The 24,056-nt window shown below is 73.4% G+C and carries 25 protein-coding genes; 16 read left to right on the forward strand and 9 right to left on the reverse strand.

The annotated features are described in order from the left end of the window. Positions 1–4 precede the first annotated feature (4 nt). Together GVV04_RS17955 and GVV04_RS17960 are read left to right on the forward strand one after the other, a co-directional pair. Complete coding sequence (locus GVV04_RS17955; protein ID WP_161689153.1) at positions 5–628, forward strand: HAD family hydrolase; 624 nt, start codon at positions 5–7, stop codon at positions 626–628. A gap of 28 nt (positions 629–656) precedes the next feature. Continuing rightward, entirely contained in the window at positions 657–1,043 is a 387-nt protein-coding gene (locus GVV04_RS17960) for a cold-shock protein (protein WP_161689154.1), read from the forward strand. Here the strand turns inward: GVV04_RS17960 and GVV04_RS17965 are convergent. Continuing rightward, positions 1,004–1,903 carry a 1,4-dihydroxy-6-naphthoate synthase gene (locus GVV04_RS17965; protein ID WP_161689155.1) on the reverse strand — a complete coding sequence of 300 codons (900 nt, stop codon included), beginning with the start codon at positions 1,901–1,903 and terminating at the stop codon, positions 1,004–1,006. The genes GVV04_RS17960 and GVV04_RS17965 overlap by 40 nt on opposite strands. A gap of 709 nt (positions 1,904–2,612) precedes the next feature. Between GVV04_RS17965 and GVV04_RS17970 the strand changes: the two genes are divergently transcribed. Next, positions 2,613–3,539 (forward strand): helix-turn-helix domain-containing protein, encoded by a 927-nt coding sequence (locus GVV04_RS17970; protein ID WP_328822434.1) that lies wholly within the window; start codon positions 2,613–2,615, stop codon positions 3,537–3,539. A 9-nt stretch (positions 3,540–3,548) separates the two neighbouring features. On the opposite strand, the gene GVV04_RS17975 is transcribed toward GVV04_RS17970, so the two are convergent. Together GVV04_RS17975 and GVV04_RS17980 are read right to left on the reverse strand one after the other, a co-directional pair. Continuing rightward, positions 3,549–4,331, reverse strand: coding sequence for a futalosine hydrolase (locus GVV04_RS17975; RefSeq protein ID WP_328822435.1), 783 nt, complete (start codon positions 4,329–4,331; stop codon positions 3,549–3,551). Further along, positions 4,328–6,067, reverse strand: coding sequence for an MFS transporter (locus GVV04_RS17980; protein ID WP_161689157.1), 1,740 nt, complete (start codon positions 6,065–6,067; stop codon positions 4,328–4,330). The genes GVV04_RS17975 and GVV04_RS17980 overlap by 4 nt, the downstream gene beginning before the upstream one ends. Before the next feature lie 106 nt (positions 6,068–6,173). Between GVV04_RS17980 and GVV04_RS17985 the strand changes: the two genes are divergently transcribed. Then, positions 6,174–7,010 carry a DUF3027 domain-containing protein gene (locus tag GVV04_RS17985; RefSeq protein ID WP_161689158.1) on the forward strand — a complete coding sequence of 279 codons (837 nt, stop codon included), beginning with the start codon at positions 6,174–6,176 and terminating at the stop codon, positions 7,008–7,010. 28 nt (positions 7,011–7,038) lie between these two features. On the opposite strand, the gene GVV04_RS17990 is transcribed toward GVV04_RS17985, so the two are convergent. Further along, positions 7,039–7,317, reverse strand: a complete 279-nt coding sequence (locus GVV04_RS17990) for a DUF2530 domain-containing protein (RefSeq protein ID WP_161689159.1) — start codon at positions 7,315–7,317, stop codon at positions 7,039–7,041. Between the two features lie 89 nt (positions 7,318–7,406). Here GVV04_RS17990 and GVV04_RS17995 point away from each other — a divergent pair, with 89 nt between their 5' ends. The 5 genes from GVV04_RS17995 to thpR all read left to right on the forward strand — a co-directional run bounded on the left by GVV04_RS17995 (position 7,407) and on the right by thpR (position 12,027). After that, complete coding sequence (locus tag GVV04_RS17995) at positions 7,407–8,885, forward strand: NCS2 family permease (RefSeq protein WP_161689160.1); 1,479 nt, start codon at positions 7,407–7,409, stop codon at positions 8,883–8,885. A gap of 127 nt (positions 8,886–9,012) precedes the next feature. After that, the gene (locus tag GVV04_RS18000; protein ID WP_328822436.1) at positions 9,013–9,462 is read left to right on the forward strand and encodes a MarR family winged helix-turn-helix transcriptional regulator; all 450 of its coding nucleotides are present in this window, start codon (positions 9,013–9,015) and stop codon (positions 9,460–9,462) included. Between the two features lie 63 nt (positions 9,463–9,525). Further along, entirely contained in the window at positions 9,526–10,806 is a 1,281-nt protein-coding gene (locus GVV04_RS18005) for an MFS transporter (protein WP_161689161.1), read from the forward strand. Between the two features lie 119 nt (positions 10,807–10,925). Beyond that, the gene (locus GVV04_RS18010; protein WP_161689162.1) at positions 10,926–11,435 is read left to right on the forward strand and encodes a hypothetical protein; all 510 of its coding nucleotides are present in this window, start codon (positions 10,926–10,928) and stop codon (positions 11,433–11,435) included. Positions 11,436–11,448: 13 nt separating this feature from the next. After that, entirely contained in the window at positions 11,449–12,027 is a 579-nt protein-coding gene (gene thpR, locus GVV04_RS18015) for an RNA 2',3'-cyclic phosphodiesterase (RefSeq protein WP_161689163.1), read from the forward strand. Positions 12,028–12,034: 7 nt separating this feature from the next. Here thpR and GVV04_RS18020 read toward each other — a convergent pair whose 3' ends face one another. From GVV04_RS18020 to GVV04_RS18035, 4 genes are all read right to left on the reverse strand, one after another. After that, entirely contained in the window at positions 12,035–13,021 is a 987-nt protein-coding gene (locus GVV04_RS18020; RefSeq protein ID WP_161689164.1) for an aldo/keto reductase, read from the reverse strand. Positions 13,022–13,106: 85 nt separating this feature from the next. Then, the gene (gene sepH, locus GVV04_RS18025) at positions 13,107–14,189 is read right to left on the reverse strand and encodes a septation protein SepH (protein WP_161689165.1); all 1,083 of its coding nucleotides are present in this window, start codon (positions 14,187–14,189) and stop codon (positions 13,107–13,109) included. Between the two features lie 185 nt (positions 14,190–14,374). Further along, positions 14,375–15,502 (reverse strand): phosphoserine transaminase, encoded by a 1,128-nt coding sequence (gene serC / locus GVV04_RS18030; protein WP_161689166.1) that lies wholly within the window; start codon positions 15,500–15,502, stop codon positions 14,375–14,377. 308 nt (positions 15,503–15,810) lie between these two features. Further along, positions 15,811–16,917 (reverse strand): citrate synthase 2, encoded by a 1,107-nt coding sequence (locus GVV04_RS18035; RefSeq protein WP_161689167.1) that lies wholly within the window; start codon positions 16,915–16,917, stop codon positions 15,811–15,813. A gap of 245 nt (positions 16,918–17,162) precedes the next feature. Between GVV04_RS18035 and pdxH the strand changes: the two genes are divergently transcribed. The 6 genes from pdxH to GVV04_RS18065 all read left to right on the forward strand — a co-directional run bounded on the left by pdxH (position 17,163) and on the right by GVV04_RS18065 (position 22,022). Then, positions 17,163–17,849 carry a pyridoxamine 5'-phosphate oxidase gene (gene pdxH, locus GVV04_RS18040; protein WP_201753767.1) on the forward strand — a complete coding sequence of 229 codons (687 nt, stop codon included), beginning with the start codon at positions 17,163–17,165 and terminating at the stop codon, positions 17,847–17,849. After that, positions 17,846–19,141, forward strand: a complete 1,296-nt coding sequence (locus GVV04_RS18045; RefSeq protein ID WP_161689169.1) for an MFS transporter — start codon at positions 17,846–17,848, stop codon at positions 19,139–19,141. Before pdxH ends, GVV04_RS18045 begins: the two co-directional genes overlap by 4 nt. 18 nt (positions 19,142–19,159) lie before the next feature. Then, a complete protein-coding gene (locus GVV04_RS18050) occupies positions 19,160–20,089 on the forward strand; it encodes an aldose 1-epimerase family protein (protein ID WP_161689170.1) in 930 nt (309 codons plus the stop codon). A 22-nt stretch (positions 20,090–20,111) separates the two neighbouring features. Continuing rightward, positions 20,112–20,714, forward strand: coding sequence for a nitroreductase family protein (locus GVV04_RS18055; protein ID WP_161689171.1), 603 nt, complete (start codon positions 20,112–20,114; stop codon positions 20,712–20,714). A gap of 215 nt (positions 20,715–20,929) precedes the next feature. After that, entirely contained in the window at positions 20,930–21,235 is a 306-nt protein-coding gene (locus GVV04_RS18060; protein ID WP_161689172.1) for a type II toxin-antitoxin system VapB family antitoxin, read from the forward strand. A gap of 88 nt (positions 21,236–21,323) precedes the next feature. Further along, positions 21,324–22,022, forward strand: coding sequence for a DUF4230 domain-containing protein (locus GVV04_RS18065; protein WP_161689173.1), 699 nt, complete (start codon positions 21,324–21,326; stop codon positions 22,020–22,022). 74 nt (positions 22,023–22,096) lie between these two features. Here GVV04_RS18065 and GVV04_RS18070 read toward each other — a convergent pair whose 3' ends face one another. Then, positions 22,097–22,303 (reverse strand): PspC domain-containing protein, encoded by a 207-nt coding sequence (locus tag GVV04_RS18070; protein ID WP_161689174.1) that lies wholly within the window; start codon positions 22,301–22,303, stop codon positions 22,097–22,099. A 361-nt stretch (positions 22,304–22,664) separates the two neighbouring features. On the opposite strand from GVV04_RS18070, the gene GVV04_RS18075 reads away from it, so the two are divergent. Then, positions 22,665–24,035, forward strand: coding sequence for an L-serine ammonia-lyase (locus GVV04_RS18075; protein ID WP_161689175.1), 1,371 nt, complete (start codon positions 22,665–22,667; stop codon positions 24,033–24,035). The last annotated feature ends 21 nt before the right edge of the window (positions 24,036–24,056 follow it).

Consider the following 24,056-nt stretch of genomic DNA (forward strand, 5'->3'; position numbering starts at 1 on the left):
CGGAATGCCCCCGCTGACGGTCGGTTTCGACCTCGACATGACCCTGGTCGACTCGCGTCCCGGTATCGCCGCGGCGTTCCGGGCGCTCACCGCGCGCACCGGCGTGCCCGTGGACGCCGACGTGGCGGTGTCCCGGCTGGGCCCGCCGCTGCGGGTGGAGATCGCCCGCTGGTTTCCCGCCGAGCAGGTCGAGTCGGCCGTCGAGGCGTACCGGGAGCTCTACCCGGCGTACGCGATCACCCCGACCCTGCCGATGCCCGGCGCGATCGCGGCCATCGGGGCCGTGCACGCCCACGGCGGCCGGGCGCTGGTGGTCACCGCCAAGATGGGCCGGCTGGCCCGGCTGCACCTGGACCACCTGGGGCTGACCGTGGACGAGTTGGCCGGTGACCTGTTCGCCGAGGAGAAGGCGACGGCGTTGCGTGAGCACGGCGCGACCCTGTACGTCGGCGACCACGTGGCCGACATGGCCGCAGCCGGGGCGGCCGGGGTCCCGGGGATCGCGGTGGCCACCGGCCCCTGCTCGGCCGAGGAACTGCGCTCCGCCGGGGCCCACCTCGTGCTGGACGATCTCACCGGATTCCCAGCGGCGCTCGACCGCATGATCCGGCTAGCCTTGGGGCAGTAGACGTCTCAAGTGAAGCAGGGGTTCTCAGGTGCCGACGGGTCGAGTGAAGTGGTATGACGCGGCCAAGGGATACGGGTTCGTCACCAGCGACGAGGGTGGCGACGTGTTCCTGCCCAAGGGCGCGCTACCGACGGGCGTCACCGAGCTCACGGGTGGTCAACGGGTCGACTTCAGCGTGGTGGACAGCCGCCGGGGTGCCCAGGCGATGGGGGTCAAGCTGCTCGACGCCCCACCCTCGATGGCGGAGCTGCGCCGCCGGCCGGCGGAGGAACTGCACGGCCTCGTCGAGGACATGATCAAGGTGCTGGAGGCGAAGGTCCAGCCGGACCTGCGGCGGGGCCGCTACCCGGACCGGAAGGCCGCGCAGAAGATCGCTCAGCTCGTCCACGCGGTGGCGCGCGAGCTCGAGGTCTGAGGGCTGGAGGTCTGAGGTACGAGCCCGGCGTCGGTGGCCCGGCCCAGCAGCGCCTCCACGGCGGCGAACCCCGCTTTCCCCAGGTCCGCGGTGAACTCGTTGACGTAGAGGGCGATGTGCCGGTCCACCACGTCGGGCTCCATCTCCTGGGCGTGCGCGAGCACGTACTCCCGGCTGGCCTCCGGGTCGGCCCATGCCTGGCGGACCGACTCGCGGATCCACCCGGCCGCCTCGGCCGGGTCGACCGCGCCCTTACGCGCCAGGATCGCGCCGAGCGGGATCGGCAGCCCGGTGTCGCCCTCCCACCACTCGCCGAGGTCGACCAGGGCGGTCAGCCCGTGCCGGGGGTACGTGAACCGCGCCTCGTGGATCACCAGCCCGGCGTCGTACCGCCCGGCAGCCACCCCCGGCATGATCTCGTGGAACGGGACCACCTCGATGCGCGCGGGCGGCCGGTCGGCCGACCAGAGCCGGAACAGCAGGTACGCCGTGGTCCGGTCCCCGGGCACCGCGACCGTCGCGCCCGTCAGATCGGCACGGTCCGACCGGCCGGCCCGCTCGCCCTGGTGCCCCCGCTCAGCCGGGTCGCCCTGGTCGCCCCGGGTCAGCACCAGCGGGCCGCAGCCCCGGCCGAGCGCGCCGCCGCAGGGCAACAGGTGGTAGTCGTCCAGCAGCCAGGGCAACGCCGCGTAGCTCACCTTCACCAGGTCGAACGCCCCCCGCTCGGCGGCGGTGTTGGTCACGTCCACGTCGGCGTACGTCACCTCTACCGGCGGGGCGCCGGGCACCCGGCCGTGCACCAGGGCGTCGAAGACGAACGTGTCGTTGGGACAGGGCGAGATCGCCAGGGAGAGCGCCACGCCCCCACCGTATCCCCGCCCCTCCCGCCCCGGTCCGCCCCGGTCCGCCCGCTGTGACCCGCCCCGCCCGCCGTGACGCCGCCCCCGCCCCGGCCGGCCCGGCCCCTCCCGCCGTGGCCCCGCCCTGGCCGTTGTGGCCCCGCCCCGCAGGGCGCGGCCTTGCCTGTCCAGGCGCGCTCATTCGGGCGGGCGTTGTGGGTGCGGGTGTGGGCATAGAGCGGTGAGGCATGGCAAGTCGGTCGTGAGCGTGGTGTGTCAGCCGGTGGGGCGTGGCGCATCGGTCGGTATAGGCGTCACGAGCCAGCCGCGTCCGGCGTGGCGCGTGGGTTACGGGGTTGCCCTACGCCGCCTTTGGAGCTGCCCGCATGAACGGGGCAATCGAAGTATGCCGATCTATTGGCCGAGAACGAGTCGGGTGAGGCTCGCCGTCCGTCGTCCCGCCACGTCTGCCGCCTGCCGCCTGCCGGCTGCCGCTGGCCGTCCGACTTCCGCCCCGTCTGTTGTCGGTCCGCCGTTCTGTGCCGGACGGCTGTAATGGTCTGGGAGGCAGGTGGTCGGCCGGGTTCGGCCGGTGGGCGCATAGACGGGGCAGCTCCAAAGGGACCGGATGGAACCCGTCGTCCACCGCCGGGGAGAGGCTATCCACAGGTTTGTCCACAGGTCTCGGCCGGGTGTTGATGGCCCGACCGACGTCGCCGACCATCGATGCGTGGAGGATTCAACAGGGGTGGAGAACTCAACAGGTACCGCCGGGCGGGACTGCAGGCCGACCGAGGTCGGCGAACAGGCGGTAGTCGACGAACAGTCGGTGGACGTCGCGGCCGTGCTTCGGGCCCTGCGCCGACAGGCCGACCTGAGCCAGCGGGAGCTGTCGGCCAGGGCCGGCGTGCCGAAGAGCACGATCGCCCGGATCGAGTCGGGGGACGCGGCCGATCCGAGGCTACGTACGGTGGAGCGTCTGGTGCGGGCGGCGGGAGGCTGGCTGCTGGTCGGGCGGCCCGGTGACCGGCCGCCCGAGGTGGTGCCCGTGCCGTGGGTGCCGCACGACGGGATGCGGGACGAGGCGGGGCGACGGTATCCGGCGCACCTGGATGTCTGGAAGGTGCGCGACCCCAAGGACTGGCCGGGTGCCTGGTGGGCGGAGTGGTGGAAGCTGCCGCCGGAGCGGTGGCCGCGCCCGGTGCCGGCGGCGACGTACGAGCTCAACCGGCAGTACCGGGACCTCCGCCGGTGGGGTGAGCGGATTCGCCACGAGGTGACCGTGCGCCGGGTCGCCGACGGGCTGCCCGCCACGTCCTGGCAGTTCCTGGCCGAGCTGCCCGACGGCCGGCTGCTCGGGGAACTGCGGGCCCACGAGCGCAACCCGCGTCTGCTGTACGGAGACCTGATCGACGCCGGCGAGCGGGAGATCGTACTGGACGGCGTCCTGGTCGTCGGGACGTGCCGCCAGCTCGGCACCGGACGCCGGTTGGTGGAGGCGCTGACTGCGGAGATGGACCGGGCGGGGATCACCGTTGCGCATGCCGTTGCCGATTTCGGGGGCGTCGATCTGCTGCTGGCCTGCGGGTACCGGTTGGAGGCGAGTCGGCCCTATGCGCTTCGTCTCGACTGCTCGCCGTCCCGGCGGGCGGTCTGAGCGTCTGGTTCAGGTCAGTGCGGCGGCGGCCGCCGTGAGGGCGGCGAACGCCTCACGCAGCCGCCAGGAGGCCCGGTCGCGTGGGCCGATCGGGTTGGAGACGGTGCGCAGCTCGGCGAACGGCAGGCCGGCCTGGGCGGCGGCGACGGCCACCCCGTACCCCTCCATGGCCTCGGCCACCGCGTCCGGATGCCGGGCGGCCAGGGCCTCGGTGCCGGCGGAGGTGCCGGTCACCGTGCTGACGGTGAGCACCGCGCCCACGGTTGCCCACGGCAGGGCGGCGCGCAACGCGGCGAGCAGCTCCGGGTCGGCGGGCACGATGCTGCCGCCGCCGAGCAGTTCGGGCGGCATGCCCAGCTCGTCCACCGGGATGAAGCCCTCCGGCGACTCGGCGCCGAGGTCCGCCGCGATGCTGCGGCTGGCGAGCACCGTGTCGCCGACCGCCACCCGACCGACGAAGCCGCCGGCGATCCCCGCGCTGATCACGGCCCGGTACGGGCGGCCGGCGGCCTCGGCGAGCGCGAGCAGCCGGGCGGTGGCGGCCCCGGCGACGGCGGGTCCCACCCCGACCGGTACGACGGTGACCGCGTGACCTGGCGGCGTCGCCAGCGCCCCTGAGCCGGCCCCTGAGCCCGACCCGGAGCCCGAGCCAGACCCGGAGCCGGAGCCGGAGCCCGGATGGCCCGGTGCGGGGGCCGGGAGGCCGGCGCGGACCGCCTCGGCCTCGGCCGGCACCGCGGTCACCACGAGCAGCCCTCCGGGGGTGGTCCGCGCGGCGATGGGGTCGGTCACGACACCGGGCCCCGGGGCTCGCGGCGGGTGTCGTCGTCGGCCCCGTTCGGGCCGCCGGAGCCGGCGACTGCGGAGGAGGGCCGGTAGACGTGGTACCCGGGCGGGGCGAGGGCCGGATCGGCGTCGGGACCCCGGACCGGGTCGGCCGAGGAGCGGTCGGCCGAGGAGCGGCTGGGCGTGGACTGGTCGGGGGCGGACCGGGCGGGGGCGGAGTTGCCGGACGCGGAGTTGCCGGACGCGGAGCGGGCGGGCGCGGAGCGGGCGGGTGGGGGCGGGACGACGTTTGCCGCCGTGTTGTCTGCGCCCGGCGGGGCGGCGGTGGTCTCCTCGCTCAGCTCGTCGTCGCCGAGCGGGCGGCCGACCAGCCGCTCGTCGCGGAGCTTCCCGGCGACGTACACGCCCCGGGCGGCGGCGAGCACGCCGACCCCGGCGGCGACGGCGATGCCGAGCCGCCCGTCGAGCGGGACCAGGCCGAGACCGCCGCCGGCCACGAAGGCCAGCATCAGCGCTGTCTCGGAGTGGGCGAACGAGCTGGCCCGCAGCCGCTCCGGGATGCGTTCCTGGATGGAGGCGTCGACCGCCAGCTTCGACACCCCGCTGGCCAGCGCGGCGACCAGGCAGAGCAGCGCCACCATCGGCAGCGAGAACTGGATGGTGGCCAGGACGGCCGTTCCGGCCACGATGATCATGCTGCTGGACTGGATCGCGGTGGGCCGGTGGATGCGCAGCCGGGTGCCGACCGCCGTGGCCAGGAAAGTGCCCACCGCCAGCGCTCCGCCGACCAGGCCGAGCGCCACCTCCGGGCTCAGGTTCCGGCCGAAGAAGTCGGTCGTCAGGTCGCCCTTCCTCAGCGCGAACGCGAGGAAGAGCAGCAGGAAGCCGTACACCGCGCGGGGCAGGGCCGCCCCGACCAGGGTGGCGATGACGAGCCGACCAGCCGGGCGGCCGCGCCCCAGCGGACGGTCCCCGGCGGACCGCCGGCCGAGCGACCGCAGTGGGCGGGGAACCCGCTCGGGCGGGTCCGAGTCTGCCCTGGGTGGCAGTCGCAGCGCGACGACCATGCCGACCAGGAAGATCACCGAGGCGACCCGGAGCGGCCACTGCGGGCCGAACCAGAACGCGGCCAGCCCGATCGGGGCGACCAGCCCGCCGGCCACGGTGCCGTAGACGCTGGCCCGCGCGCCCACCTGGGACAGCCCGAGCCCCTCCGGCAGCAGCCGGGGCACCGCCGCCGAACGGGCCACCCCGTACGCCCGGGAGAGCGCGAGCACCCCGAAGGCCGCCGGGTAGAGGCCGAAGCCGTTCATGTGGTCGGAGATCATCCAGGCGAGGAAGGCCCGGCCGAGCATGGTGGCGGCGAGCGCATACCGCCGGCCGTGCCGGAAGTGGTCCAGCAGCGGACCGACCACCGGCGCGAGCATGGCGAACGGCACCATCGTGACCAGCAGGTACAGCGCCACCTTGCTGCGCGCCTCGCCGAGCGGTACCTCGAAGAAGATCGTGCCGGCGAGCCCGATCGCGATCAGGGTGTCCCCCGCACAGGAGACCGCGTGCAGGTCGAACAGGCGCACCATGCCGACCTCGCCGCCGGCGCCCCTGGCCCGGGCCGAGCCGGCCCGGCGGGTCATCCAGCGCCCGCCGCGCGCGGATCCGCGCAGCAGCAGGCGGACGGCGCGGATGCCGGTGCCGACGGTCCGCCCGAGTAGGGACCGCTCGGAGCGGGAGAACAACGGCATGTGCACCATCCTCGCCCATCCGCCCCACCCCCGCGCGACCACCACCGGAGAACACGCTCCGGGGAGTGCCTGTCGGTCGTCGCCGCGCATGGGGGACAATGGTTGAGTGACCAGGCCCGTCTCCGCCCGTGCCGCCCGCCTCGACCAGGTCTGCGCCGCCGCCGTCGAGGTGGCCCGCGACGCAATCACCGAGGTGGAACCCTCCGACGTCGGTGACCACCTCCAGGCCGTTGCCGAGGCCGACCGGCTCGTTACCCACTACTTCGAGTGCCGGCTGTCCGGCTACCGGGGCTGGCGGTGGGCGGTCACGGTGACCCGGGTGCCGCGCAGTCGGAACGTCACCATCTGCGAGACGGTCCTGCTGCCCGGCCCGGACGCGCTGCTGGCCCCCGGCTGGCTGCCCTGGCAGGAGCGGCTCAAGCCGGGCGACCTCGGCCCCGGCGACCTGCTGCCCACCTCGCCGGACGACGAGCGGCTCGCCCCCGGGTACGTGCTCTCCGACGACCCCGCGGTCGAGGAGACCGCCTGGGAGCTCGGCCTCGGCCGGCCCCGGGTGCTTTCCCGGGAAGGGCGCGCCGAGGCCGCCCAGCGCTGGTACGACGGCGACCACGGGCCCGCCGCGTCGATCTCCATGGCAGCCCCGGCGGCGGCCCGGTGCGGCACCTGCGGCTTCTACCTGCCGCTGGCCGGCTCGCTGCGGCAGTCCTTCGGCGCGTGCGGCAACTTCTACGCGCCCGACGACGGGCGGGTGGTCAGCGCCGACCACGGCTGCGGCGCGCACTCGGAGACCCTCGTCGAGACCTCCGACACCCCGGTCGACGAGCTGCCCACGGTGTACGACGACAGCGCGGTCGAGGCGATGTCGGTGAGCGAGGCGGGGTCGGTGAGCGTGAGCGAGGCGGTGTCGGCGAGCTGGGCCCCGGGCTCGACGGAGCCGGCGTAGCCGTACGCCCGCCCCTGACCGGTCTGCGTCAGCGGTCGGCGTCGCCAGGCCGGACGGTCTGAGCTGCGGCGCGGCGGCGACGCCGGTTGGCGTCGTGGCGCATCATCACCGCAAGACCGGGAAAGCCCCAGAGGAACCCGGCCAGGCAGGTCCAGAGCCAGTCCTGGCGACCATGCTCGGTGAGCCAACCCCGGAAGAAGATCAGCAGCACCAGACCGACCACCGCCCAGACCGCCAGCCCGGCGACCGCGAACGGCACCATCGGTGGGTCGAGCGGCTCGGGCCGCGGCGGTTGCTCCTGTCGCACGGGGGCAAGCGTACGCGACGAACTTTTGCAGGTGGCCGGTGATCTGCGACGATGCGCGCGACAGACGGAAGATCACCTGCGAGGACCAGATGGCCATTGCGCCGCCGCACGAAGGCAATGCACCCGATCCCGCCCACCCCCGTAACGGTTTCGACCGCTTTTTTGAGATCACCGCCCGTGGCTCGACGCTGAGCCGTGAGGTCCGAGGTGGTCTGGCGACCTTCTTCACGATGGCCTACATCGTGGTGCTCAACCCGCTGATCCTCGGTGGCGCCGTCGACGGCGACGGCAAGAAGCTGTCCATCCCCGCGCTGGCCGCCGCGACGGCGCTGGTCGCCGGCCTGATGACCATCCTGATGGGGGTCGTCGGCCGGTTCCCGATCGCGCTGGCCGCGGGCCTGGGCGTGAACGCGCTGGTCGCGTACGAGATCGCCCCACAGATGACCTGGGCCGACGCGATGGGCCTGGTGGTGATCGAGGGTGTGCTCATCGCGATCCTGGTGCTCACCGGCCTGCGTACCGCGGTGTTCCGCGCGGTGCCCACCCAGCTCAAGACCGCGATCGGCGTCGGTATCGGCCTCTTCCTGACCATCATCGGTCTGGTCGACGCCGGCTTCGTCCGCCGAATTCCGGACGCGGCGAACACCACCGTCCCGGTCGGGCTCGGCATCAACGGCAGGATCGTCAGCTGGCCGCTGCTGGTCTTCGTGGTGGGCCTGCTGATCACGATCGTGCTGGTGGTCCGCCGGGTCCGGGGCGCGATCCTGATCGGCATCCTCGCCTCGACCGTGCTGGCGATCATCGTGGAGGCCGTGGCCAACGTCGGCCCGTCCTTCGTCGACGGCAAGCCCAACCCGCACGGCTGGGCGCTGAACGTGCCGGAGCTGCCGAAGAAGGTCGTGGACCTCCCTGACCTGTCGCTGTTGGGCCACTTCAACGTGCTGGACTCCTGGACCCGGGTCGGCTGGCTGGTCCCGCTGATGTTCGTCTTCACGGTGCTGATCACGGACTTCTTCGACACGATGGGCACCATGGTCGCGATCGGCCAGGAGGGCAAGATGCTCGACGAGCGGGGCACCCCGCCGCGGGCGAAGGAGATCCTGCTGGTCGACTCGATCGCGGCGGCGGCGGGTGGCGCGGCGAGCGTCTCCAGCAACACGTCGTACGTCGAGAGCGCCGCCGGTGTCGCGGAGGGCGCGCGGACCGGCGTGGCCAACCTGGTCACCGGCGTGCTGTTCCTGCTCGCGATGTTCCTCGCGCCGCTGTCCCTGGTGGTGCCGTTCGAGGCGGCGTCCACGGCGCTGGTGGTGGTCGGTTTCCTGATGATGACCGCGGTGCGGACCATCGACTGGACCGACTACGAGATCGCCATCCCGGCGTTTCTCACCATCGCCATGATGCCGTTTACGTACTCGATCTCCAACGGCATCGGCGCGGGCGTCATCTCCTTCGTCGTGGTCAAGCTGGCGAAGGGGAAGGCCCGGGAGATCCACCCCCTGCTGTACGGGGTGGCGGTGCTCTTCGTGCTGTACTTCCTGCGCGGGCCGATCGAGTCCGTCGTGCTCTGACGACCCACCGTGGCCGGCCGGGCCGGGGTGCCCTATTCGGGTACCCCGGCCTTTCGGTCGTGAACTCCCTGGTGAGCATGGTCATATCGCACGCCGCCAGCCGGGTTCATTAGCTAGGCTAACTATTGTGACGGAGCGGACGGTGACGGCGAAGCGCGTGCCACCGGCGCAACTGGCCCCCCAGTTGCGTGATGCGATCACCCGGCTCAACCGGCGGGTCCGACAGGCCCGCCCGGTGGGTGACCTGACGGTTACCCAGCTCTCCGCGCTCACCAGCCTCAGGCTGGCGGGCGCGCTGACGCCCCGGGAACTGGCCGACGTCGAGCGGGTGCAACCGCCGACGATGACCAAGATCGTCGCGAAGTTGGAGGAGCGCGGCCTCGTGCGGCGTACCCCCCATCCGACCGACGGTCGGCAGGTCATCCTCTCGGCGACCGAGGGGGGACAGGCCGTGCTCGACCAGTTCGAGCGGGTCCGCGACGAGTGGCTGGCCCGCCGGCTGGCCGAGCTCACCGAGCCCGACCGGGAGACGCTTCGGCAGGCCGCCGAGATCCTTCAGCAGCTCGCCCGCGCCTGACCGCGCCACCGCGCCGCGCCGTCCGCCGTCGATGACGCGTACGACCGAGGAGGCGCACACCGGGTGCAGGCGAAGCTGAGCACGATGTTCCAGTCATTGCAGGTCCGTAACTACCGGCTCTTTGCGTCCGGGCAGCTGATCAAAATGATCGGCGTCTGGATGATGTTCATAGCCCAGGACTGGCTCGTCCTTCAGCTCTCGGACGACTCCGCCACCGCGCTCGGCTTCGTCACCGCGCTCCAGTTCGCCCCGGTGCTGCTGCTCACCCTGATCTCCGGGCGGCTGGCCGACCGGTACGACAAGCGCCTGCTGCTGTTCGTCGCGAACGTGTTCTGGACGGTGCTGGCGTTCGGGATGAGCCTGCTGGTGCTCACCGGTCTGGTGGAACTGTGGCACGTCTTCGTCTTCGCACTCCTGCTCGGCGTCGCGAACGCGGTGGAGACCCCGGTGCGGCAGGCGTTCGTCTCCGAACTGGTCGGCACCTCCCTGCTGCCCAACGCGCTGTCGCTCAACGCCGCCGTGTTCAACTCCGCCCGGATCGTCGGCCCGGCCGTGGCCGGCCTGGCCATCGCCGTCGTCGACGTCGGCCCGGTGTTCCTGTTCACCGCGGTCAGCTCGCTGGCCCCGCTGGCCAACGTGGTCCGGATGCGCCCCGCCGAGCTGTACCGCGAGGCCCTGCCGCCGGTCGGCGAGCGAAACTCCGCCCGGGTGGTCGACGGGCTGCGGTACGTCGCCCACCGCCCCGACCTGTTGCTGCCGATGGCGGTGATGTCGGTGATCGGGATGAGCCTGTTCAACTTCCAGCTCACCCTGGCCGCGCTGGCCAAGACCGTGTTCAAGACCGGCGCCGCCTCGTTCGGCCTGTTCAGCACGGCTTTGGCCGTCGGCGCGCTGGTCGGGGCGCTGGCCGGCACCGGTCGGCGCAGCCGCCCGTCGGTCTGGGTGGTCCTCGGCGCGGCGATCGGCTGTGCCGTCTTCGGCACCCTGGTCGGGGTCGTGCCGGCGTACTGGATGGTGGTGACGCTGCTGCTGCCCGCCGGGTTCTTCATGGTGTTCTTCGCCCAGGCCGCCAACCAGCGGGTGCAGCTCGGCACCGACGCCGCGTTCCGGGGTCGGGTGATGGCGCTGTGGGTGCTGGTCTTCCTCGGCACCAACCCGGTCGGGGCACCGCTGATCGGCTGGGTCGCCGAAACCTTCGGCGCCGGGGCGAGCATCTGGATCGGCGGGTTGATCTCGCTGGCCACCGCCCTGATCGCGCTCGCCTGGCAGCTGCGCCGCTCGGGCGCCCGGCTTCGCCTGCGGATTCTCCCGATGCCCCGCTTCTACGTCGTCTCCCCGGAGTAACGGAAGGCCCCTGTCGGAGGCCCTCGGGGGAAGGGCCCCGACAGGCGGGTGAAAGATTGATGTATCTGGATGTCAAGAATCCGGTGGCGGGCAGGCGCGCGGGGGCTTAGCGTCGATGCGTGGAGGTAGGCCGCGCGATGCTCCTTGCCCTGGCGTTCGTCGCCGTCGCGAGTTTGCCGGTCGCCTTCGCGCTGCTGTTCTGCGCCGACGAGATCATCGACCGGGTCGTCTGCTGGCACGCCGAGTGGCGCGAACGCCGCCGGGAACGCCGGACCGTCGCCCGGCTGGACCGGGCCGTCGAGGCCGACGCGCTCACCCGGGGCATCGACCTGACCGAGTTCGACCGGGCCGACCGCCGGTCCCTCCAGGAGATCGCCGCCGACCTGCGCCGCTTCGGCAACCACCGGGTCAACCAGGTCGGCCGGGCGGTGATCTGGCACCCCGCCGTTCTCGACGCGTACGACGAGCACCTGCGGGCGGCCTGCCGGTGTCTGGGGCTCACCGAGCACCTGGGCGAGCTGGCCGGCGCCGACCGGGAGATCGAGCGGGTCCGGGTCGAGGGGGCGCTGCACGCCGCCGGGCTGACCCTGCCCGCCGCCCGCGCCCCGCACCGCCAGCGGCACCGCTGAACGGCGTACCCGGGTGCGGCTGTTCGTCGCGGTCTACCCGCCGGCTGCGGCCGTCGCCGACCTGGCCGCCGAGGTGACCCGGCTGCGGGTCGGCCGGGCGGCTGCGGCCGGCACCGACGTCCGGCTCGCCGACCCCGCGAACGCGCACCTCACCCTCGCCTTCCTCGGCGAGGTGGACGCGGGCCGCCTGGTCGATGCGGAGAGCGCCCTCGGGATCGCCGCCGAGACGTTCCGGGCCGGCCGGGCCGGCTCACCGGTGCTGCGGCTCGGCGGCGGGGGCAGCTTCGGCGAGGGCCGGCTCACGGTGCTCTGGGTGGACGTGCGCGGCGACGTCGAGGCGCTTCGCGTCCTGGCCCGGCTGGTCCGGATCGGGCTGGGCCGGGGCCGGCTGCCGTACGACGAGAAGCCGTTCCGCCCGCACCTGACCATCGCCCGGCCCGGCGACCGAATCGACCGGGCCGACGTGGCCGCCGACCGGGAGGCCCTGCACGACTACCTGGGACCGGGGTGGCCGGCCGCCGAGCTCGTGCTGGTCCGCAGCCACCGGGGCCCCCGGCCGACGCACGACCGGCTGGCCGCCTGGCCCGTCTGAGGCGCCGTCACCAGGCCCACGCCTCCGGGCCCGGGCCGCCCTTGCCCACCGGCGGGAACAGCTCGTCGAGCCGGGCCAGCGCCGCCTCGTCGAGCCGCACGTCCAGCGCGCCCAGCGACCGGTCGAGCTGGTCGAGGGTGCGCGGGCCGATGATCGGAGCGGTCACCCCCGGCCGGGAGAGCAGCCAGCCGAGCGCCACGTCCGCCGGGTCGTGGCCGAGCTCCGCGCAGAACTTCTCGTACGCCTCGATCGCCGGCCGGTGTTCCGCCAGGCCCTCGGCGGCCCGGCCGCTGGTGCCCCGGGCGGCCCCGCCCTCGGCCATCTTGCGCAGCACCCCGGACAGCAGCCCGCCGTGCAGCGGCGACCAGGGGATGATGCCGAGGCCGTAGTGCTGGGCGGCCGGGACCACCTCCAACTCGACGTGACGGGTCAGCAGGTTGTAGATCGACTGCTCGGAGACGAGGCCGAGGAAGTTGCGCCGCTCGGCCGCCGCCTGAGCCTGCCCGATGTGCCAACCGGCGAAGTTGGACGATCCGACGTAGACCACCTTGCCCTGGGCGACCAGGGTCTCCATGGCCTGCCAGATCTCCTCCCACGGGGTGACCCGGGAGACGTGGTGCATCTGGTACAGGTCGATGACGTCGGTCTGGAGCCGGCGCAGCGAGTCCTCGCAGGCCCGGACGATGTGCCGGGCGCTCAGGCCCTGCTCGTTGGGCCACTCGCCCATCTTGCCGTAGACCTTGGTGGCCAGGACGACCTTGTCCCGCCGGCCGCCGCCCTGGGCGAACCAACGGCCGATGATCTGCTCGGTGATCCCCTCGCCGGTCTGCCACCCGTACACGTTGGCGGTGTCGAAGAAGTTGATGCCATGTTCCAGCGCCCGGTCCATGACGGCGAAGCTGTCCGGCTCGCTGGTCTGCGGCCCGAAGTTCATGGTGCCGAGGCAGAGCCGGCTCACCGACAGCCCGGTACGTCCCAGATTCGTGTACTCCATGCGACCCACCTTGCCACGGGCGCACTTCGAGTGCCGACCCGTTCGCCGGGGGCGTGGCGGGCACGCCGCCCGGCGGACGGGTCGGTCAGGAGGACTCGCGGGCCGCTGGGCCGCTGCCGAAGAGGACGTCGTCCCAGCTCGGCAGCCGCTTGCGGGGCTTGCCGGAGGCGTCGGTCGACTCGTTCCCGCCGGCGGTCGCGGCGGCCGTGCGGCGGGGCCGGAGCACCGCCAGCGACGGCACGGCCGGGATCTCCTTCGGAGCGTCCGAGTCGTCGTCGAACGCGGAGCCCTGGCCGCCGCCGAGCAGGGCCGCGGCCCCGCCGCCGACCGGCCGCTGCCGGGGCGCCTCGGACCCGGCCAGCGCCGCCGGCGTGCGCGGCTCCAGGCCACGCCCGGACGTCGAGCCGAGTGGGCGGTCCAGTGAGGCGAGCAGGGCATCCCGCCCCGCGCGGATCGGGTCCCGCCCCGGGCGGCCGTGCTCGCCGGCAGCCGCAGGCAGCCCGTGCCCGCCCCGGCCCGGCTCGGCGCGCGAAGGGCCGGGCAGCGCGTGGCCGCCCCGCTCCGGCGCGGGCTCCTGCCCGAGGATCGGGGTGGGGCGCTCGGCGCAGAGGTATTGCGCCATGTCGTCGTGCGGGGTGACGTTCTGCCGGGTCTTGTCCAGGTCCCACACCGCCTGCGCGGTGGCCTTGCCCGACGGCCAGGTGGCGATGATCCGCCAGGTGCCGTCGTCGCGGCGGTACGCGTCCCAGGAGATCTTCTCGGTGTCGATCCCGTGTTGGGCCAGCCGGCCGTTGACCACATCGGCCAGCGGGGTCGGCTTCTCGGCGCCCTTGAGGCGGGTGCGCCGGGCGTGCTGGGCGAGCATCGCCCGCTCCTGGAGCACGGGGCCGGCGTAGCGCAGCACCCGGTCGACCGGGACTCCCGCGATGCGGGCCACGTCCTCGGCGGACTCGCCGGAGCGGATCTTGGCTTGGATGTCGCGGGGGGACAGCGACGGCACCAGGTCGGCGGCGTTCGTCACCACGGCGAGCGGGGGCGCACCCGGCTCGGCGTGCATGGCACCGGCGATCCGCTCGTCGATGGGCAGGGCGAGCAGCCGCCCGACCTCGTCGGCGAGCACCAGAGCCTGGCCGTCCTCGGAGAGGGCGACGAAGCGTACTGGGCGCATGAGCGTTGCCTCCGTCCCGCTTCGCTGGCCGCACGCCACGAGTCGGCCACCCAGGCGTCTCGGACCACGGTACGCCCATCCGTCACCAGGTGGGGGAACCGACACCCGCATGTTGCGGACGGGCTGCGAAGATGATCACACTGGGTGGCCGCCAGCGGCCGGGAGACCACCCAGTGTGACGATGCCTAGAGCCGCTCGACGACGTAGTCGATCGAGGCGGTCAGCGCCTCCACGTCGGCCGGCTCGACCGCCGGGTAGAGCGCGATGCGAAGCTGGTTGCGGCCCAGCTTCCGGTACGGCTCGGTGTCGAGGATCCCGTTGGCCCGCAGCGCCTTGGCGATCGCCGCCGCGTCCACCCCGTCGGCGAAGTCGACGGTGGCGACCACGTTGGACCGCAGCGCCGGGTCGGTGACGAACGGGGTCGCCACGGCCGAGCGCTCGGCCCAGCCGTACACGATGCCGGCGCTCTCGGCCGTGCGCTTGGCGGCCCAGTCCAGCCCGCCCTGTTCGTTCATCCAGTCGGTCTGCTCGGCGGCCAGGAAGATGGTGGCCAGGGCCGGGGTGTTGTACGTCTGCTCCAGCCGCGAGTTGTCGATCGCGGTGACCAGGTCGAGGAACGCCGGGATGTACCGGCCCGAGGCCTTGATCTCGGTGGCCCGCTCCAGCGCGGCCGGCGACATCAGGGCCAGCCAGAGGCCGCCGTCGGAGGCGAAGCACTTCTGCGGGGCGAAGTAGTAGACGTCGGTCTCGCGCACGTCGACCGCCAGGCCGCCGGCGGCGGAGGTGGCGTCGACCAGCAGCAGCGAGCCCTCGTCGGCACCGGCCACCCGGCTGATCGGCACGGCGACGCCGGTCGACGTCTCGTTCTGCGGAAGGCCGTACGCGTCGACCCCAGCCTCGGCCACGAGCGTCGGGGCGCTGCCCGGCTCCGACTTGCGCACGGTCGGCTCGCCGAGGAACGGCGCCTGGCTGACCGACTTGACGAACTTCGCGCCGAACTCGCCGAAGCTGGCGAACTGGGCCCGGTCCCGGATCAGGCCGAACGCCGCGACCTCCCAGAACGCCGTGGTGCCGCCGTTGCCGAGGATCACCTCGTAGCCCTCGGGGAGGGAGTAGAACTCGGCGATGCCGCGCCGCAGCCGGGCGACCTGGTCCCGGACGGTCTTCTGCCGGTGCGAGGTGCCGAGGAAGCCGGTCGCCGCGTCGGCGAGGGCGGAGACGGCCGCCGGACGGACCTTGGACGGCCCGCAGCCGAACCGTCCGTCGGTGGGCTTGATGTCGTCGGGAATCCGGATGGTCGGTGCGTCAGCCACGGTTGTCGAGATCCTTCCGCGTGGGCGGGGCCCGGTCTGGCGGGCGGGTGCGGATCGACGGCGGTCGCGTGCGCGGGCGCACGGTCGGCCGGGATCCGATACTGGTCCGGCGGCTCTGCCGAGCCCTCATCCTCGCACCCGGGCCGACCCGGGCACCCGGCGGTGAGGCGTGGGACACACCCGCCGGTCGCGCGGCCGGCCAGCCCCCGGGAACGCGGAGGGGCCCCGCCGACCGGCGGGGCCCCTTCCTCGTTGGCGCTGACGGAATGGACGGGCGTCGCGCACCCAGGTGGTGACAGGCGTCGGGCTCAGACGCCGTGCGGGATGGCGTCCCAGCCCTCGACCTCACGCGGCTTGCGGGTGCCCGGGCCGATGTAGGTGGCCGACGGGCGGACCAGCCGCTGGAGCTCCTTCTGCTCCAGGATGTGCGCGCTCCAGCCGCCCATCCGGGCGCAGGTGAACATCGAGGTGAACATGTGCGCCGGCACCTCGGCGAAGTCCAGCACCACGGCCGACCAGAACTCGACGTTGGTGGCGAGCACCCGGTCCGGGCGGCGGGCCTGGAGCTCGGCCAGGGCGGCCTTCTCCAGCGCCTCGGCGATCTCGAAGCGCGGCGCGCCCAACTCCTTGGCGGTGCGGCGGAGCACCCGGGCGCGCGGGTCCTCGGCCCGGTAGACCCGGTGGCCGAAGCCCATCAGCCGCTCGCCCCGGTCCAGGACGCCCTTGACGTACCCCTCGGCGTCCCCGCTGCGCTCGACGGCCTCCAGCATGGTGAGCACCCGGGAGGGGGCGCCGCCGTGCAACGGGCCGGAGAGGGCGCCGATGCCGGAGGAGATGCAGGCCGCGGCGTCCGCGCCGGTGGAGGCGACGATCCGGGCGGTGAACGTGGAGGCGTTCAGGCCGTGCTCGGCGGCCGAGATGAAGTACGCGTCCACGGCCTTGACGTGCCGTGGGTCGGGCTCGCCGCGCCAGCGCTTCATGAAGCGCTCGACGATCGTCTCGGCCTTGTCGATCTCCTTCTGCGGCACGGCCGGCAGGCCCAGGCCGCGGGCGGACTGGGCGACGAAGGAGAGCGCGGTCACCGAGACCCGGGCCAGGTCCTCGCGGGCCTGCTCGTCGGAGATGTCCAGCAGTTGGCTGAGCCCCCAGTACGGGGCGAGCATGGCGACGGCGGACTGCACGTCGACGCGGATGTCGCCGGAGTGCACCGGCACCGGGAACGGCTCGGCCGGCGGCAGGCCGGGGCCGAAGCGCCCGTCGACCAGCAGCGCCCAGACGTTGCCGAAGGAGACCTGACCAATCAGATCCTCGATGTCGACGCCGCGGTAGCGCAGCGCGCCCCCCGCCCTGTCCGGCTCGGCGATCTGGGTCTCGAAGGCTACGACGCCCTCCAGCCCGGGTTTGAAGTCGGCCATGTCGCTCTCTCCTGGATCTGCTCGATGCGCCCGCCCAAGCTCATCCGGCCCGACCGGTCAAGCACCTTAGGCGATCCTCAGGGACGTGTTCGTGACATCTTGCCTGCTGAGTAACCGGCTGCGCGACCCAGTGCGACTGTGCTGCACGCCTCATCCCCGCCGGTGGACAACCGAGCGGCCTCAGTGAGACTGGGGGTGCGGGGCTGGCCAGCGGTGCGGATGCGGGCGGCCCGACGAGGGGGAGGCTGACTGTGACGGGTGACACACCCGGACCGGCGGGGATGCGTAACGAGTACGCCGCCGACCTGGGCCTTTCCGAGGCGAACCTGGCGGCCGACTGGCACACCCAGTTCGCCCACTGGTTCGCCGACGCGGTGGCCGCCCGGCTGCCCGAGCCGAACGCCATGATCCTCGGCACCGCCGACGCCCTGGGCCGGCCCAGCGGCCGCACCGTCCTGCTCAAGCAGTACGACACCGAGGGCTTCGTCCTGTTCACCAACCACGGCTCCCGCAAGGGCGTCGAGGCGCTGGCCAACCCGTACGCCAGCCTGGTCTTTCCCTGGTTCGCGATGCAGCGGCAGGTGGTGGTGGCCGGGCGGATCGAGCCGGTGGACCGGGCCGAGACCGAGGCGTACTACGCCAGCCGGCCGCGCGGCTCCCAGCTCGGCGCCTGGGCCAGCGCCCAGTCCCAGGTGATCCCGGACCGGGCCGCGCTGGACGCCGGCTACCGGGCGGCGGCCGAGCGCTTCGCTGGGGCGGAGCCGATTCCCGCCCCCGCGAACTGGGGCGGGCTACGGGTGCGCCCGGAGACGGTGGAGTTCTGGCAGGGCCGGGCCAGCCGGCTGCACGACCGGCTGCGGTTCCGCCGCACGGGGGCCTCCCCGGGGACGGCCGGCGACGGCGAGTGGGTCGTGGAGCGACTGGCCCCGTGACCGCCGTCAGGCAGACCCGGCCGCGCGGACCGCGCAGCTGGGCGATCGACCTGCGCCCGCTCGGCGTGCCCGCGTACCGGCGGGTGTGGCTCGGCAACGCCGTGGCCATGTTCGGCTTCCAGTTCACCGCGGTCGCGGTGCCGGTCGAGATGTACGCGTTGACCGGCGGCTCGTTCTGGGTCGGCCTGCTCGGCGTCGCCGGGTTCCTGCCGCTGCTGGTCTTCGGGCTGTGGGGCGGGGCGGTCGCCGACGCCCTGGACCGCCGCCGGGTGCTGCTCGCCGGCGGGGCGCTGCTCTGGGCGTCGACGCTCGCGCTGCTGGTCCAGGCCCTGCTGCGGGTGGGCAGCCCGGTGCTGCTGCTGACCCTGGTGGCCGTGCAGTCCACCGCGTTCGCCGTCACCTCGCCGACCCGCAGCGCGATCCTGCCCCGGCTGGTGCAGACGGAACTGGTGGCGGCCGCGAGCACGCTCAACTACACCACCCACACCGCCGCCTCGGTGTTCGGGCCGTTGGCCGCCGGCCTGATCTTCGCCGGCTGGGGCACCGGCCTCGGCCTGCCGGTGGCGTACGCGGTCGACGCCCTGCTCTTCACCGTCTCGCTGTGGGCCACCTTCCGGCTGCCGGCGCTGCCCCCCGAGCCCGGCCCGGACGGCTCCGCCGTGCCCCGCCGGGCGGGGCTGAGCAGCATCGTGGACGGCTTCCGCTACCTGGCCGCGACCCCCGTGCTGCTGCTCTCCTTCGTCATCGACCTGATCGCGATGGTGCTGGCGATGCCCCGGGCGCTCTTCCCCCAGGTCGCCCAGGAACGGTTCGGCGGCGGCGCGGCGGTCGGCTGGCTCTACAGCGCGATCGCCATCGGGTCGATGCTGGGCGGGCTCACCTCCGGCTGGATCGGTCGGCTCCGCCGGCAGGGGCTGGCGCTGGTCCTCGCCGTGGTCGGCTGGGGGGTGGCCATCGCCGCCGCCGGGCTGGCCCGCCAACTCTGGCTGGTGGTCGGGCTGCTCGCCCTGGCCGGTGCGGCCGACCTGATCAGCGCCGTGCTGCGGCAGACGATGCTGCTGGTGCACGCGCCGGACCGGATGCGCGGCCGGCTCCAGGGCGTGAACACGGTGGTCGTCGCGGGCGGGCCCCGCCTCGGCGACCTGCGCGCGGGGGCGACGGCCGCCGGGTTCGGCACCGGCGTCGCCTGGGTCGGCGGCGGCCTGGCCTCGGCGGTGCTGGCAGTGCTGCTGGTGGCGGCCTTCCCGGCGCTGCTGCGCTACCGGGCCGCCACACCGCGTGCCCAGGAGTGAACGACTAAGGTCACCGGCATGCAGAACGCCGCGACCCCCCCGCCGTCAGGCGCGCAATGGACCATTTCCGCCGCCGGCCACGAGGCCGTCATCGTGGAGGTGGGCGGCGGTCTGCGGACATACCGGCACGACGGGGCCGACTACCTCGACGGGTACGACCTCGACGAGATCTGCCCCGGCGGTGCCGGGCAGGTGCTGGCCCCGTGGCCGAACCGGATCCGCGACGGGCAGTACTCCTTCGGGGAACGGTCTTTGCAGCTCACGCTGACCGAGCCGACCCGGAACAACGCCATCCACGGCCTGGTCAACTGGGCGCGCTGGCACCTGGTCGAGCAGGCCGACGACGCGGTGACGGTCGGCTACGACCTGCCGCCGACCCCCGGCTACCCGTGGGGCCTGCGGCTGCGCACCCGGTACGCCGTGGGCCCGGACGGACTGCTCGTCGAGCACGAGGCGACCAACGTCGGCGACGGGCCCTGCCCGTTCGGCTTCTCGACGCACCCGTACCTGCGGCTGCCCGGGGTGGCCGTCGACGACATCTCGATCCAGGTGCCCGGGCGAACCCGGGTGCTGCTGGACGGGCGGCTGCTGCCGGTCGGGGCGACCCCGGTCGCGGGCACCGAGTACGACTACACCAGCCCGCGCAGGATCGGCGACGTGGTGCTCGACGCGGCGTTCGGCGAGGTGATCCGGGCCGCCGACGGCGGATCCTCGGTGACCCTGGCCGCCCCGGACGACGCCGTCGCGGTGCGGATCTGGGCGGACCGGGAGTTCGGCTGGTGGCAGGTCTTCACCGGCGACACCCTCAGCGGGGAGCGGCACCGGCGCTCGGTGGCCGTCGAGCCGATGACCTGCCCGCCGGACGCGTTCCGCTCGGGCAAGGACGTGATCACGCTGGAGCCGGGGGACACCTGGCGGGGCGCCTGGGGCATCCGTCCCGGGGCCTGAGCGGCCGGCGCGAGGGAGCGACATGGAGTTCGCCGAGGTCGTCCGGCGGCGCCGGATGGTGCGCAACTACGACCCGGACCGCCCCGTCCCGCCCGACGTGGTCGAGCGGCTGCTCGACCACGCGGTCCGGGCCCCGTCCGCCGGGTTCGCCCAGGGCTGGGGATTCCTGGTGCTGGAGGCGCCGGAGGACCGGGAACGGTTCTGGGCGGCCACCACCCCGGACGGCGGTGGGCGGGAGCGGTGGCTGGCCGGGATGCGGCGGGCACCGCTGATCGTCGTGCCGCACGCCAACCGCTCGGCCTATCTGGACCGGTACGCCGAGCCGGACAAGGGCTGGGCGGACCGCTCGACGGACCGCTGGCCGGTGCCGTACTGGCACGTCGACGCCGGCTTCGCCGCCCTGCTGATGCTGCTCACCGCCGTGGACGAGGGGCTGGGCGCGTGCTTCTTCGGCATCCCGCCCCAGTGCACCGCCGCGTACCGGCAGGCCTTCGGGGTGCCGGAGGAGTACCAGCCGATCGGCGCGCTGACCGTCGGCTACCGGGCGCCGGACCACCGGTCGCCGTCGCTGCGCCGGGGGCGTCGCCCGGTCGACGAGGTGGTCCGCCGGGGTCGCTGGAGCTGACCGGTGCGCGGGGCCGACCGCGACCGGCGGCCCGGAGAACCGGTGAGGGCCGGGCCGGGGCGCCGCAGTAGTGAATGCGACAAGAGGGAGTAAAACGTGGTGTGGCACGGGCGGCTACGCTGGCACGGTCATCGGTGCCGCGTCGCGCGGCGCCACACCGCGATGCGACCCGACGCGGCGGGTCGGCCCGGTCAGGGGGAGGGGAGCGTACCTTCGTGATCTTCAGAGCGGTCCGGGACGGGAGTCCCTACCCGGACCACAACCTGACACTCAAGCAGTGGGCGGAGATCCCGCCGCGCCCGCTGCGGCTGGACCAGTTGATCACCACCAAGCGTGAGTTGGCGCTGGACAAGCTCCTCGCCGAGGACTCCACCTTCTACGGCGACCTGTTCCCGCACGTCGTGCAGTGGAACGGCGGGCTGTACCTCGAGGACGGGCTGCACCGCGCGCTGCGCGCCGCCCTCCAGCAGCGCAACCAGATCCACGCCCGGGTGCTGGTGCTCTCCGGCCAGGTCGACTGACGCAGGCCGGCTGCTCGCCGAGCGGGTGTCGCACGATGGCCGTACCGTCATCGGAAGACGATGTGTCCGATCGAGGATGGTGAGCGCGATGTCCCCTGACGGTGAGCCCGACGGTCAGGTCGACCGGCCCGCCCCGCAGGGCCCCTCCGGGCCCGCCCGGGGGTTGCTCCTGGTGCTCGGCGCTGCGGCGCTGGCCGTGGTGGTGCTGCTCGGCACGCAGGTGGCCGGGGTCTTCCCGGACTTCCGCAACCCGTTCCGCAAGGAGCAGGCCGACCGCAGTCAGCCCCCGTTGCTGAAGTCGATCCAGGATCTCAGCCGCTACGTCGCGGCCGAGGGCAACTTCCAGGTCGTGGTCGACCTGCAGAACGACCGGAAGAACGTCCCGGAGTTCCTGCTGAACGAGCGCACCCTCTTCGTGGGGGCGGGCAGCGTCGAGGCGTACGTCGACTTCGGCAAGATCGCCGAGGGTGCGATTGCCGTTTCGGCCGACGGGAAGTCCGTCGAGGTCAAGCTCCCCGCGCCGCAGCTCGCCCAGACCAACCTGGACCTGGAGAAGAGCTACGTCGTCGCGCAGCAGCGAGGGCTGATCAACCGGCTCAACGACCTGGTCAAGGGCGACCCGAACCGCCAGCAGCAGGTGTACAAGCTGGCCGAGGACCGGATCACCGCCGCCGCCCGGGACAGCGGGTTGTCCGCCCGCGCCGAGGAGAACACCCGCAAGATGCTGGAGGGCCTGCTCCGGTCCCTCGGGTACGAGAAGGTGACCGTCACCTACACCGCACCCTGACGTCCTTCCGCCAGCGACGAAGTGCCCGCCCCGGACGTCCGGGGCGGGCACTTCCGCGGGTGGTGGGTGGTGGGTCAGTGGCGGGCGGCGGCGTAGCGGTCCTCGTTCGGCATGAGCACCCACAGCACCAGGTAGACGACCACCTGGGTGCCGGGCAGCAGCAGCGACAGCAGGAACAGCAGCCGGACCAGATTGGCGGAGGTGTTGAACCGGCGGGCCAGGCCGACGCAGACCCCGGCGAGCATGCGCCCCTCGCGGGGCCGGACCAGTTTGCGACTCATCGTCGTACTCCCACTCTGCGGCGTACCCGCCGCCTCTGCATTCCACGGTAAGAACGGACAACCACCCCGCCCTCCGTCCCGAGGGTGATTCCGCACCCCCTGACCCGTAGGTGCTTACCCGGGCGTCGCCGCCGCGACGCCCAGCCCGCCGAGGAAGCCGCACATTCACGGAATTAGTGGCCTTCGAGGGTCCTTTAGGCACTGATTCCGTGAATGTGCACGCGGAGCTGGGGGGCGGGTGAGCTGGGCGGGTAGGCTCGCCGGTCTGGTCGTCCACACCCGGACGGCGGTGGGACGGCCGACCCGATCGGGGAGGCCGGGGCCGGGTCCGCGCGGCGGGGCCGACGGCGAGGAAGTGCACATGATCAGCGTTTTCGACCTCTTCAGCGTGGGCATCGGGCCGTCCAGCTCGCACACCGTGGGCCCGATGCGGGCCGCCCGGACGTTCGTCTCCGGGCTCAAGGCCGACGGGCTGCTCTCCACGACGGCCCGGGTGCGGGCGGAGCTGTTCGGCTCGCTCGGCGCCACCGGCCACGGCCACGGCAGCGACCGGGCGGTGCTGCTCGGGCTGGAGGGGGAGGCGCCGGAGACGGTCGACACCGACACCGTCGGGTCCCGGGTGGCGCGGATCCGGGCCGAGCGGCGGCTCGGCCTGCTCGGCGCCCAGGAGATCGACTTCGACCCGGACCGGGACCTGGTGCTGCACCGGCGCCGGTCGCTGCCGTACCACCCGAACGGGATGACCTTCGTCGCGTACGACGCCGCCGGGGCGGAGCTGCGGCAGCGGACGTACTACTCGGTCGGCGGCGGGTTCGTGGTCGACGAGGCGGCGGCCGGGGCGGACCGGATCGTCCCCGACACGACCCCTGTCCGGTACCCGTTCCTGACCGGGGCGGAGCTGCTGGCGGTCAGCGCCGGCAACGGGCTGTCGATCAGCGAGGTGATGCTCGCCAACGAGCGGTCCCGGCGCACCGAGGGCGAGGTGCGCGCCCGGCTGCTGGAGATCTGGCGGGTGATGCGCGAGTGCGTCGAGCGGGGCTACGAGCGCGACGGCGTACTCCCGGGCGGGCTGAAGGTTCGGCGGCGCGCGGCGGAGCTGCGGCGCAGCCTGGAGGCGGACACCGGGAACACCGACCCGTTGCGGGTCATGGACTGGGTGACCCTGTTCGCGCTCGCGGTCAACGAGGAGAACGCGGCCGGCGGCCGGGTGGTCACCGCCCCGACGAACGGCGCGGCCGGGATCATCCCTGCGGTGCTGCACTACTACACCCGGTTCGTGCCGGGGGCGTCCGACGAGGGCGTGGTCCGGTTCCTGCTGGCGGCCGGGGCGATCGGCGTGCTGTTCAAGGAGAACGCCTCGATCTCCGGTGCCGAGGTGGGCTGCCAGGGCGAGGTCGGCTCGGCCTGCTCGATGGCCGCCGCCGGGCTCGCCGAGGCCCTCGGCGGCACCCCCGAGCAGGTGGAGAACGCGGCCGAGATCGGCATGGAGCACAATCTCGGGCTCACCTGCGACCCGGTCGGTGGCCTGGTGCAGATCCCCTGCATCGAGCGGAACGCGGTGGCTAGCATCAAGGCGATCACTGCCGCCCGGCTGGCGTTGCGCGGCGACGGGGTGCACCACGTCTCGCTGGACAAGGTGATCAAGACGATGCGTGAGACCGGCGCCGACATGAAGGTCAAGTACAAGGAGACGGCGCGGGGTGGCCTGGCCGTCAACGTGATCGAGTGCTGATCCGGCGAGGAGTCGAGGAGG

The sequence above is a fragment of the Micromonospora rubida genome, assembly GCF_009908295.1.
Lineage (GTDB): Bacteria > Actinomycetota > Actinomycetes > Mycobacteriales > Micromonosporaceae > Micromonospora > Micromonospora rubida.